Below are 10,823 nucleotides of genomic sequence, written 5' to 3' on the forward strand. Positions count from 1 at the left end.
TCGTCAAGTCGCTGCTCGAACTCCGCTGCAGAGTGGACGAAGTAATGATTTGGTCGCGTCGCAAAGCGATCTAGAGTTTGCCTCTGGTGCTCTCAATTGAGAGGTCACAGCTCATTGCTGTTTTGGTCGATCGCTGGAGCAGTTCGTCAAGGAACGACTGGTAGTACTCTGGATCGGCGTACTTCACCAGCCGAAGCTGGAGTATCGCCTCTAATCCCTCCGTTGTCCAGCGCATCCACTGGTTCTTGCAGCGCTTGCTGACTTCTCCCATCAGCCGTTCGACGGGGTTCGAGGTCCACGGCACCTCGAACCCCTCGACAGCCTGCTCGGCAAACGTCACAATCGACGGCAGCCACCGCCGTAGATACCCCGCAGCCTTCTCTGACCCGTACTGATCCAACTGCCACGCTGTCTTCTCGATACGCTCGGTCGTTCGCGCGATCCGCGAGCGGATCGCCGCGAACTCCTCGTCTGAACGGTGCTTGGCGACCGAATTTTTCAGATGGAACACCTCATCGATCACCTCCGAGACGATCTCGTTCCGTCGATCCAAGGAGAACACGCCATCGTCCCAGAGGTTGTAGTCCAGCGTTCGGCCGACGTGGACAAGATCGAGTTGGTGATCGCTGTATTCGTCGGTAAAGGCCGTAACGATGCCGTCATCAGCGTCACTGACGACTGTCGCGTCGTCAGTGACTGCGTCGATCTCATTGAGGTCAGCTGCTGTCTCGTCCCAATCAGCGTTCACCGAAAGATCCAGCAAGGAGCGTGACTCCTCTGCAGTATCTTCGCCGAGCGTGGCTTGGACGGAGTGGTACGAACGGTCGTCGTCTTGACTGTGACACTTCGTGCCGTCAGGAATAACCGCATCAGCGTCTGTATCAGCGACACAGTCGGGAAGGAACTGCTTGAGCTTACTGCCGTACTTTCTCGCGCGGCGGTTGATAGTGGTCGGCGACGGCATCTCCGAGAGGATGCCGTCGCCGTGGTCAGCAGCATCACGATAGCTGAGCGAGGTAGCGAGATCGACACTCTTGGCGGCTATGTCCTGCTGATAGCGGTTTTGCCCGTCGAAGCTGAGAACATCTTCAACGGGCCGGAAGTAGCTGGCTTCGTCGTGGTCAGCGTCGGTATCCTCGACGTAGTGGAGAGAAAACTCGTGCTCACCGGCGGTTGTGACAGCTGTGCGAGTATCGGTTCCAGCTCGTTGGAATCGCTGATCACCATTGCCGTGAGCGTGTTTCTCGCCACAGAGCGCCTCGACGCGGCTCGCGTCGAGGCTCTCGACCAGTCCTTCGAGAAGAACTGACTCGACGTTCTGGTCAGTGATGAACTCAGCCAGCGCGGCCAGCGGTATCGTTTTGTCGTCGTCGATGCTAACAGTCAACCGCACGTCGATTGTGGCGTGCATGGGTCACCTCTCAGGTTGGACACCAGAGGCGACCCGTTCCTCACGGGAGCCAGTTGCTACTGAACTCTAGAGGACTTTGCGACACGACCAAGTTTTTGATGAGGACGACATCGAGGTAGTTTCGGCTCACGAGCTCGGGCACGCAGCAGAACACCATAACATCTACCTACTGATTACGGGAACAACGGTTCTCTTCTCCATGTTTCTAACCGGGCGGTTTATGCTGGCTGGAGAGCCTCTCACAGCGGCAGGAGTGTTTGTTATAGCTCTCACCAGTTGGTTTCTGTCCCTCGGGGTGAGTCGCTATCTGGAATATCGTGCTGATGAATTCGCCGCCCGCTATCTCGACGACCCCGACCAGGTGATTGAGCAACTACGGAGCCTGAGAGAAGCAGATGTGGAGGACCGCGCGTCATCGCTCAGTCTATTTGAGAATATCCTACCAAAACACCTACGAGATGATCTGAATCAGTTATTCTCGACACATCCGACTGCCGACCAGCGGATTGCGAATATTGAAAGGTTCAAAGACGGAAACGGGCTATCTGCTTTCCCATTCCAAATTGGGGAGTGATCCGCTGCGTTGAACGGTGAATTGGTCGTTCTATCTCCGCCATACAAACCCAATAACTACCGAAGGGTTTATAATATTCCCGCTCTATAATCCAGATAAGGAGGTCACACGATGGTCCAGAGTGAGATTCATTCAGGCGAGGGTTCCAATGGTTCTTCGACTCATCTCGGACGTGACGAGTACTACGCGGAACCCGGTTCAGAAGAAGAGTATCTCCCCGAATTTCGCGACTGCGGTCTGATCCCCGTCTCCGATTTCCGCAAACACCCTCTGAGTCGTTCAAACCCGTGGGCCCGTCCCCATCCTGACAGCGTAAGGCGTCGGGCAACCTTCGAGTTGGAAGATCCCTATACTGAGCTCGAAGAACGGGGAGCAAAATTCAATGGCGAGAAGGTGATCGTCCACGAAGCACACCCTTCGGAAGCCGTCCTGGAGGGCTGTGAAACGCCACCTCCGTTCGAAGGCGAGGCCGTCATTCAAGAGTCGCCATTCGAGACACCGACGCTCGTCAACATAGAGGATCTCGATCCGATTCCTCGTTTCGAGCACACGCGGACGTTCGCGAAGCGTATCCCGAAGTACTACGAACGGGAGATTCAGGAGAAGGAGGAAATCGCCGACGCCACGCCCATCGACGTCTACTGTTCGTCGGTAAATCCGCGGTGGGGGTGGCGGTGGAAGATTATCTCGTACTACGAGGCTAATCGCCCTGCTGTGCGGGATTCCTGTGAAACGCTGATCGTAGATTCGGGATTCAACCGGTGGGGCTCGCCTGAAGACGTTCTCGAGGCCGCCGCCAAGATGGATGCCGATTACGTGTTCGCAACGGACGTGACTGGGATGGAAGATCCGTCGAACAAGGGGCACAACCCTGACATGCCTACTGTTGAGGACGACGGCATCGACTCCCAGTTCGAAGCTGCGGTCGAAGGGATCGAGCGGTTCATGGACCGGGCCCGTGACCTGGAGATTCTCGACAAGACGATTCTTCCCATTCAGCACCCTTACCTCGACTTTCTCGAAGTAGCCGAAGAGAAAGGGTGGCTAGATGAAGTCCGATACATCGCCCTGGGGAGCCTCAAGCGGGTAGAAAGCGTGGACCGACGGATCGAAATGCTCCATGCCGTCCGCAAATACGTCGGCGACGATATGAAGATCCACGCGCTCGCGCCGGGGACTGAGCCGGAGCTTCTGAAAGAGCTCCGCGATAACCCGAACCTGATCGACTCGCTGGATAACTCGACTCCAGAGAAGGCCCCTGCGTCGAACAAAATCCCCGACGCCTCGTGGACCCAGAACAAGCACCTCCTCCCATTCGGGGACGATATCTCGACAGTCCGAGCTCAGTACTCGGGGTCAATCGCGGTCCAGTTCGCCTACATGATCTCGCCGTTGTGCTCCGATCGGACGTTCGACGAAGTGATCGAACCTAAAACAGACTCAGAGAGCGAGTGCATCAAAACGATCGACGAGTGGGCGGCGACGTGACGGTGGGTCTTGGTACTTCTTCACCGCATTTCGTCATCCAGCCGCTCGATACCTTCGAGTAAGTAGACGGTCGCGATCCATCCCGTTTTGACGGGTTGAATAGTAACGAATGGGTGGGCTTCCCCACTACGGACTTCCTCAACATCCTGGGCGCTCTCATGCGCCCATTTCCTGACCGCTGCTTCCGACTCGAACGCCTGGGGTGTAACCTCGTCCGTATGGACGCTTTCGTCCGGAACCACAACCGGGCCGAGGACTGGTCCCACGAGTCCCTCGTGGACATCCTGGAATGTGATCTCGTCCGGTTCGATGACATCGGTATCGGAAGTGTCGTCGTTGGAAGACATCTCAATAGATCTATCCTAAGAGGACATCTGCCGGAACTTCTCAATGTCGACTTCCTCGTCTGGGATTATAGTGGCCTTGACGTAATGACTGTTCAGTGATGCGGCCAGTCGTTTTTCATCAATCTCGTCAAGGTCGACAATAGGGAGCATCGTCTCTCCATCCTCGTTTCCGTAGTACTCGCCATCGATCACGACACCCTGTTCTACGAGGTCGCTCGATTCCCCCTGTTCCTGAGCACTGATGATGACAGCCATTAGAGTTCACCCTCCCGTAGATCGCGAATATTGCTTAACACATTTTCTTTCTTCTTGCTACTTATATGCGGACTTTCAGAAAGGTTCTGTTCAAGCTTGTCGACGTCCGTCTCCTGGGCGATCTCGCGCGCCTTCGATCGAAGCTCGTCGGCTTCTACCTCGAAATCGAACCTCCGAGTACTCCGTGAGGCCTTCGACTGAGCACTGTCCCATACCGAGTTTTGGCCTTCGTGACGGTCGGTATCTTCCCGGACAGATTCATCTCGTGACTGGAGTCTTGACCCGGCCAGATCGTAGTCGATTGGGTGGAATCTGCCCTCCTTGGACGTCACGACGTTACCTCCAAGATCCGTATCGCCAAGAACAAGCTTCGAGGCGGCGGCAGACAGGTAATCATCCTTCTTGAACTCGGTATCAACTGTTCGGGGCCGATACTTGTTCGTCGACGACGAGTCCTCGGCACCGACTGATGCAACGACAGCAGCCTCTCGCTCGTTATCGATGGCCATATCCGGGAAATTCACGTCATCCCGGGCCTCGTCCGAAAGCGCGTTTCTGAACGAGTTGACCATCGCCGTTGAGGCCATTGGCTGCCCCATCGCTGACGAATTATCCAGCGTGACGTACATTTCGTTGCCGTCGCCGTCTGTGACGACCCACATAGACGTGTCGCTGGCCCCCGTCTCCCGATCTTCACTGAGGGCGAGTGGTTCGAATTCCTCACCAGACTCAATATTCACGTGATCCGGGGCATTAGGAGTAAGTCCTTCCTCAGCAAGCGACTGGATCTGGTCGGGATATTCTTCCGAGACATCACTCAACCATGCCTCTTCATCGATCGCGTCCGCCACTTCTTCGGCTACTTCGCGGTTTCGTAACTCCTGACGAGAGAGCGTGATCCCTGTCGGGTTGTCGTCGATGTGCTCGTAACCGGTATCCTGCTCTTGGCTATCTCCATCTTCGGACCCGTCTGATTCGCCGCCAAACTCACCCAGCGGAGCGTCTACAGTCGATCCACCAGCACCCCCTTCACTCTCGGTATCACCGCTTTCAGGAACATCATTATCGAGGTCCTCTTCTATTTCGTCAAGGAGTTGTTGGGCGTCGTCCGCCTGCTCGCTATCGGCCGAGTCTTCAAACTCCTCGGACGGGTCTTCTCCTTCATTCCGGCTGCGCCCCTTCCCCTGCCCCCGGTCGGGATCGGTTGGATTCGAGCTCACGAATCCATACTCCGTTATCGGGACGTGTTTCCCCACCTAGAAATACTTACGGGGATTTGGAAGGGGAGAATCGCATCTCTCACGGTGGAGGATATCAATGAGTATGAAACTGATGAAAAGAATACTGTTTGTGTCTGTGAAGTTCGAAAACGCGGGCGAAGGGGCTCCTCAAGGGAGTTACGAGCATGAAAGGGACGGACAGGAGTTGTCAGCGTTGTGTTAGGAGGTCACTACGATGGCAACTAGGTCCGTCCCATCTCATTGTAATCCCCTGGGGGTATAAAAATGTGAACTATGTCTGCAAGCGGATTTGATCTCCTGCCGCTCCATGATAGTCAGGCCATTCACTCTGCTTGTTGATAGCTGTTCGTCCGGATTACTGATGTAACCCATCTTGTGACCCCCGTGTACCACCTCATTGGTACGGATCAATCTTAATTTTTACGGGTTAAAATAGTATATTCTGCGGAGTTAGTGGTTCAGGTCAGCTTCAATATGCACGTCTTGAACCCCGCCACGTCGACCGATCTCGTAGGTCAGTGTCCACTTCCGGAAGCTAGTATGGTAGCCGTCCACTTTCCTGTTCCAGTAGGAGGTATCCATGATCTCAGACAGCCGATCGCTAATCTCAGAGGGGACCGTCTGTTTGCGGGAATAGCTTTTCTGCCGCGTTCGGAGGTCGAAACGGACCCTTCTGAATCGCCGCTTCTCGTCGGCTTCTTGGATCCGCTCGCGGTGGAGCTCGAGATACGTACTCGGAGCAACATTGTATCGAGTCGGTCCACGCCCGCCACTATCACGCCTCATCCCGGACGGTAGCTCCGAGCGTGGAATCTTCCCATCGACGCGACCGAGCCCGAGCAATCGCTCGGCCTCAGACTGTGAGATGGATGGGTTCTTGACCCAGTTAGGGACCTTCCCCTCTTTGAAATCAGTCACGTAGCCGTACAACGGTCGGACCAGATCGTCACCAAATTCGTCGTAGCTGTGGTGAGTATGTCCCATCGTGTGACCTCCTTACGCATCTAATCCATAGAGCGAGTATATAATAAGTGTTTCGGTAGTGTTTAGGTTTGGTATACACATACTAAATCGGATCCATCTGTAAAACCTAATTACTCGCGAAATCTTTATGACAAAAGCGCTCTTATGGGTGTATAGGAGGAACTACGATGGCGGCCAGCGAAACCACGGAGGGAGACAGCCCGATTCAGGAGGGAGAGGGGAGTGTAGATATCGTCCTGCCAGACGGACGGTATACTTACGTGGGGGAAGATGGAGAGGGGTGGCACCACCATTACGACAGCGGTGAGAACATCGTCTATGTGACGTCAAAGCCGGCCCTTGGCTTGTAACAAATATTACACAATCCCACTATAAGAGGGGTTGTATTTACTTGAAATCGACGCCCGTGAGCGGGGAGTGTCGGGTGTGACGGCCCACTGTCCTCACTGTGGGGAACCCGTCACGTTGGTTTCGATCAGTACGCTCGTCGCGCGCGAAGTGCAGGAGTGTGGGTGTAGCGTGGATCCGGAGTTGATCGGCCCTGCGTAAGGCTGGATACGCCATTCAGTAGTGATCACGCCTGAGTCTCGAATCCTCATGGTTGGAATGGCGAACTGGCGAAATTCATATAATGTATGAACACCAATTCTCAGGTACACCGATGTCCCGGACGACTGCCACGATCCCCGACGACCTCACCGACCTGATGGAGGGGGCCGTCGACGCCGGCGTCTTCGAGAACAAGAGCGACGCGATCCGGCACGTCCTTCGGGAATACTTCGAAGAACATCCGAACGAACGCGTCGCAGCAGCGATCGCGCTGTACGAGCGTGGTGACGTCACACTCGGGACGGCAGCGCGGTTGGCCGATTGCAATCGCTTCGAAATGCGCGATCGCTTGCGGGAGGAGGGTGTCGACCTCCGCGTCGGCCCGGAAGACATGGCCGATGCACGCGACGAAATCGAGACCGCCCGCAATCTCGAATGACGGGGTCGCCCGATCGACCGACAGTCCTCGACACGTCCGTGTTATCGAACTTCGCGCACGTCAACCGGGTCGAGCTCTTGGACGATTTGCCCCGGCTGGCCACCGTCGAGGCCGTCCGAACAGAACTCGCCGCGGGTATCGAGACCCATTCCTATCTCGAGCGTGCCGTCGTCACCCTCGATGATGACATTCCAGTGATCACGCCGTCACCCGCCGCCCAAGAGGTAGAACAACATCTCCTGAAACGGCTCGATCCCGGAGAGGCGCAAGCGCTGGCCGTCGCTGACGTCCGAAACGGTACGATCGTGACCGACGACGGCGACGCCCGATCGATCGCTCGCAATCGAGACGTTCCGCTGACCGGCTCGATCGGAGTGCTCGTCCGGTTCGTCGAGGACGACGTCATGTCGGTCGAAGACGCCGACAGATACCTGAAGCGGTGGATCGACGAGGCGGGGTTTCGAGCGCCTGCCCGGGACATCGAGACCTTTCTGGACGGATAACGATCGACGGCAACACGCTGTGACGTCCGCAGTCGCTCCCTCAGCGAGCCGTTTCGTGAACTTCCGGAATTACCCCGCGCTCGCTTACGGTCATCCCGTTCTCAGTCCCGAGTGCACCGTGCGGCGGGCCCCGCTCGCCGACGTGCAAGGAGACGACTGATCCACCGATGACCGACGACACGCACGCTTCGACAGAGGCATCGCTCTCGATGACCGACCGACTCGTCCGCCATCTCCCGCTGCGGCGCCTGGTGATTGCCGCCATCGCACTGTTCGTGCTGGCCGAACCAGCGGCCGCTCAGGGGTCCGGCCAGGCCTTTTGCAACACGCCGATGGCAGACACGATCCAGAACGTCTTCACGCTGATCCAGTTCGGCGGGCCGATGCTCGGTGGCGTCCTCGCGCTCGGCGCGACGGTCGCCCTGCCCTTCGTCCGCCGATCGGACTGGAAGAAGGAGATGAAGGGCATCCGGAATCAGGGCCTGCTCTGGGGCGTCATCGTCGCGCCGCTCGGGACCGAGATCATCACGTTCATCCTGAACAACGTCGTCGCCGGAGGGAGCGCGTGTGCGTTCTGAGCGCCGAGCAGGGCTCCTCGCTATGCTCGCCCTCGTAGCGCTGACTACGCTGGCGGGGTCGGCGCTGGCCGATCCGCCCTCTGAGCCCGACCACGGCGTCAACGAGACGCGCTTTCCGATCCTGTGGTCCGGCGACGAGGATGGCACCGTCCAGACCGTGGAGGATGGCGGGCAGGACGTTGCGCTCCGACAACTCGCCAACGGGACCGACCTACCGCTGAACGCGCCGCCCCGTGACGTCGAGCGCTGGAACGAGGGTGATTTCGGAGAGTTCCCCGAGACGAACCGGAGCGTCTCGATCCAGCCTAGCCACACCGATACGAGCGATGGCGAGTTCGTGAAGGACGCCCACGCAACGCTGTTCGCCATCCAGCCCTCGACGATGCTCCGACTGTCGGCTTCCCGGCAACCGCTGTATGTCGGGCGATCGGGCGAGGTGCTCGCGACCACCGACTATCGCGTGCGCGTTCCCGAAGACGACACCACGGGCGACCGGCAGGTCTACTGGTCACTCGAAGAGCATCGGATCGAAGAGACTCGGTTTACGATCGACGGCGAAACCGTCGCGAGTGACGGCGGGAGCCACACGCCGCGCTTCGCGTTCGACGACCTCGCTGGAGGGTCTCATCGCATTGCGGTCGAGACGGAAGTGTTCGTCCGCCTCGAAAAGCACGTCCGCACGGAGGAGACCGACTGCTGGGAGAACGGCACTACGACGCGCTGTCAGACCGACGTCGATCACAACTACACCTATCCGACGGAGACGGTCACGGTCGAGGACGACCGCCGCGTCGTCGTGGAGGATCTCCAGATCACCGGGAAGCGCGCCGAATATCCGGACGGGAGCAGTGCGCTCGCGGTGACAGCGAACCGGCCCTGGCTGGGATACAGCACGGACCAGGGGAACGTAACGGGGACCTGGCGACTCTACTCGGCGCGCGATCCGTCGTGGGACACCCTCGTTTACGCACAGCAGAACGAATCCACGCAACGGCACTCGCCGCTGCACCCGTTGCAGGTCAACGCGTTCCCGATGGCGACGGGCGCGTCGGCCGCGGAGCCGACCACTCGCGTTCTCGCCACGGACGGCCAGCGTTACGAGGCGCCGACGCTTCCCGAGAACGTCGAGTTGGGTGTCCCGAACGGCACCTACATGGGCAGCCGAACCATCGTCACACGCTTTCCCGAGCAGGTTTCGGAGATCCGCGCCCGAGGATTCATTCGCGGGCGTTCGACGACGGTGGATACCACGGATTTCGACACCGTTCCGATTCACCGGAGCAATTTGACGCTCGCGGTCCGCAACGATTCCGACTCGACGACCAGGATCGAGGTCCGCCTGCGTGACGCGGCGACGGGCGCGCCCATCGACACCGCCGATCGGGACGGCTTCGTCGTGATCGACGGCGAGCGGGTCAACACCACCGACGACGGCACCGCGCTGGTCACGTTCGACGATACTGGAACGTTCGTCTCGGCGCGATACGAACCCGGCGACTGGTGGCACCACGACCGAGGCTACGTCGAGGATAGCGTGACGCTCAGCCTCGGCGGCCCGTCCTTGCAGGTGCTTGCGAACGTTTTCCGGTTCGCGGTTCCGGTGGGCCTGTTCCTGCTGGCGGCGTACCTGATCGACCGGATCACGACCTGGCAACTCTGGCCGCCATGGAGGGGACTGTGACCCGGACGCGGACCGACGACAGCGGTCGCGACCGGGCGGTGGACCTGCGGCCCGCTCTCGGTGTCCTGGCGCTGATCGGTGTCCTCGGCGGGTCCGGTCGCCAGGCCGACGTCCGGCGCATGGGCCTGCTCGACGGCCTCGGCGACATCATCGCCGGCGCGATCCAGGAACTCCTGCGGGTGCTGTTCAGTCCGATCGAGGGCGCGATCGAGGCCCACGGCGACGCCCTGCTGGAGGTCGTCGTCCAGACGCCCCACCCCGACGCCGTGTTCGCGGCGCCCACGAACGGCCCGTGGCCGGCCGTCCACGGCTACTACTGGGAAACGATCGTCCCGCTCTCGCTGTCGCTGTGGGGGCTTGCGATCGGCGTGGTCATCCTGCTGGAATCGACGAGCCACCTGTTCAGCAACTACCACCGCTCGAAGCTCAAGAAGCGCGCCTTCTCCGGACTGATCGGGATCCTCTCGTGGTGGTGGCTGGCGGCGCTGTCCCTGCGATTTATGGACGCGCTGGCGAAGTTCCTGCTGCCCTCACTCGAGGAGATCGCGCTGTTCGAGACCGCGTCCTTCGCGGCCATCGGCGTCATCGGGCTGGTCATCTCGCTGTCGGTCGATCTCGCCCTCTTCGTCATCATCGGGCTGATCTACCTGATTCGACAGCTGGTGCTGTACCTGTTCGTCCTGCTGATGCCGATCCTGATCGTCCTCTGGGTGCCTGGCGTCGGGCCGTTCACGCTGGTCTCGCGGTTCATGAAGAAGCTCGCGGGATTCTAC

The 10,823-nt window shown here is 58.8% G+C and carries 12 protein-coding genes and 1 pseudogene; 8 read left to right on the forward strand and 5 right to left on the reverse strand.

What is annotated here, in order from left to right; genetic code table 11:
* Positions 1–70: 70 nt before the first annotated feature.
* Positions 71–1,411, reverse strand: a complete 1,341-nt coding sequence (locus BN2694_RS12140; protein ID WP_135665872.1) for an ISH6 family transposase — start codon at positions 1,409–1,411, stop codon at positions 71–73.
* Between the two features lie 76 nt (positions 1,412–1,487).
* Between BN2694_RS12140 and BN2694_RS12145 the strand changes: the two genes are divergently transcribed.
* On the forward strand, positions 1,488–1,985 hold the full coding sequence (locus tag BN2694_RS12145; protein ID WP_135665874.1) for a M48 family metallopeptidase: 498 nt from the start codon (positions 1,488–1,490) through the stop codon (positions 1,983–1,985).
* Between the two features lie 111 nt (positions 1,986–2,096).
* Positions 2,097–3,473: a hypothetical protein gene (locus BN2694_RS12150; RefSeq protein WP_135665876.1), complete on the forward strand. Its 1,377-nt coding sequence runs from the start codon at positions 2,097–2,099 to the stop codon at positions 3,471–3,473.
* Positions 3,474–3,493: 20 nt separating this feature from the next.
* Here BN2694_RS12150 and BN2694_RS12155 read toward each other — a convergent pair whose 3' ends face one another.
* The 4 genes from BN2694_RS12155 to BN2694_RS12170 all read right to left on the reverse strand — a co-directional run bounded on the left by BN2694_RS12155 (position 3,494) and on the right by BN2694_RS12170 (position 6,300).
* Positions 3,494–3,820: a hypothetical protein gene (locus BN2694_RS12155; RefSeq protein WP_135665878.1), complete on the reverse strand. Its 327-nt coding sequence runs from the start codon at positions 3,818–3,820 to the stop codon at positions 3,494–3,496.
* Between the two features lie 15 nt (positions 3,821–3,835).
* Positions 3,836–4,075, reverse strand: coding sequence for a hypothetical protein (locus tag BN2694_RS12160; protein ID WP_135665880.1), 240 nt, complete (start codon positions 4,073–4,075; stop codon positions 3,836–3,838).
* Complete coding sequence (locus BN2694_RS12165) at positions 4,075–5,331, reverse strand: hypothetical protein (protein WP_244605448.1); 1,257 nt, start codon at positions 5,329–5,331, stop codon at positions 4,075–4,077. Before BN2694_RS12165 ends, BN2694_RS12160 begins: the two co-directional genes overlap by 1 nt.
* Before the next feature lie 435 nt (positions 5,332–5,766).
* Positions 5,767–6,300: a hypothetical protein gene (locus tag BN2694_RS12170; RefSeq protein WP_135665882.1), complete on the reverse strand. Its 534-nt coding sequence runs from the start codon at positions 6,298–6,300 to the stop codon at positions 5,767–5,769.
* A 167-nt stretch (positions 6,301–6,467) separates the two neighbouring features.
* Here BN2694_RS12170 and BN2694_RS12175 point away from each other — a divergent pair, with 167 nt between their 5' ends.
* The 6 genes and pseudogenes from BN2694_RS12175 to BN2694_RS12200 all read left to right on the forward strand — a co-directional run.
* Positions 6,468–6,650 carry a hypothetical protein gene (locus BN2694_RS12175; RefSeq protein ID WP_135665884.1) on the forward strand — a complete coding sequence of 61 codons (183 nt, stop codon included), beginning with the start codon at positions 6,468–6,470 and terminating at the stop codon, positions 6,648–6,650.
* A gap of 311 nt (positions 6,651–6,961) precedes the next feature.
* Positions 6,962–7,288 carry a UPF0175 family protein gene (locus tag BN2694_RS12180; protein WP_135665886.1) on the forward strand — a complete coding sequence of 109 codons (327 nt, stop codon included), beginning with the start codon at positions 6,962–6,964 and terminating at the stop codon, positions 7,286–7,288.
* Entirely contained in the window at positions 7,285–7,791 is a 507-nt protein-coding gene (locus BN2694_RS12185) for a PIN domain-containing protein (protein ID WP_135665888.1), read from the forward strand. The genes BN2694_RS12180 and BN2694_RS12185 overlap by 4 nt, the downstream gene beginning before the upstream one ends.
* A gap of 167 nt (positions 7,792–7,958) precedes the next feature.
* Positions 7,959–8,369 carry a hypothetical protein gene (locus BN2694_RS12190; protein ID WP_135665891.1) on the forward strand — a complete coding sequence of 137 codons (411 nt, stop codon included), beginning with the start codon at positions 7,959–7,961 and terminating at the stop codon, positions 8,367–8,369.
* Positions 8,359–10,050, forward strand: coding sequence for a hypothetical protein (locus tag BN2694_RS12195; protein ID WP_167880028.1), 1,692 nt, complete (start codon positions 8,359–8,361; stop codon positions 10,048–10,050). Before BN2694_RS12190 ends, BN2694_RS12195 begins: the two co-directional genes overlap by 11 nt.
* Positions 10,047–10,823: pseudogene (locus tag BN2694_RS12200) on the forward strand (hypothetical protein); the annotation flags it as partial. The gene BN2694_RS12195 and the pseudogene BN2694_RS12200, both read left to right, overlap by 4 nt.

This window comes from Halorhabdus rudnickae (assembly GCF_900880625.1).
GTDB classification, from domain to species: Archaea; Halobacteriota; Halobacteria; order Halobacteriales; family Haloarculaceae; genus Halorhabdus; species Halorhabdus rudnickae.

What these genes read in the sequence shown, in the direction of transcription:
- BN2694_RS12190 (WP_135665891.1), top strand. Translation starts at nt 7,959, where the DNA reads ATGACCGACGACACGCACGCTTCGACAGAGGCATCGCTCTCGATGACC.
- BN2694_RS12185 (WP_135665888.1), top strand. Translation starts at nt 7,285, where the DNA reads ATGACGGGGTCGCCCGATCGACCGACAGTCCTCGACACGTCCGTGTTA.
- BN2694_RS12170 (WP_135665882.1), bottom strand. Translation starts at nt 6,300, where the DNA reads ATGGGACATACTCACCACAGCTACGACGAATTTGGTGACGATCTGGTC.
- BN2694_RS12160 (WP_135665880.1), bottom strand. Translation starts at nt 4,075, where the DNA reads ATGGCTGTCATCATCAGTGCTCAGGAACAGGGGGAATCGAGCGACCTC.
- BN2694_RS12150 (WP_135665876.1), top strand. Translation starts at nt 2,097, where the DNA reads ATGGTCCAGAGTGAGATTCATTCAGGCGAGGGTTCCAATGGTTCTTCG.
- BN2694_RS12180 (WP_135665886.1), top strand. Translation starts at nt 6,962, where the DNA reads ATGTCCCGGACGACTGCCACGATCCCCGACGACCTCACCGACCTGATG.
- BN2694_RS12175 (WP_135665884.1), top strand. Translation starts at nt 6,468, where the DNA reads ATGGCGGCCAGCGAAACCACGGAGGGAGACAGCCCGATTCAGGAGGGA.
- BN2694_RS12140 (WP_135665872.1), bottom strand. Translation starts at nt 1,411, where the DNA reads ATGCACGCCACAATCGACGTGCGGTTGACTGTTAGCATCGACGACGAC.
- BN2694_RS12155 (WP_135665878.1), bottom strand. Translation starts at nt 3,820, where the DNA reads ATGTCTTCCAACGACGACACTTCCGATACCGATGTCATCGAACCGGAC.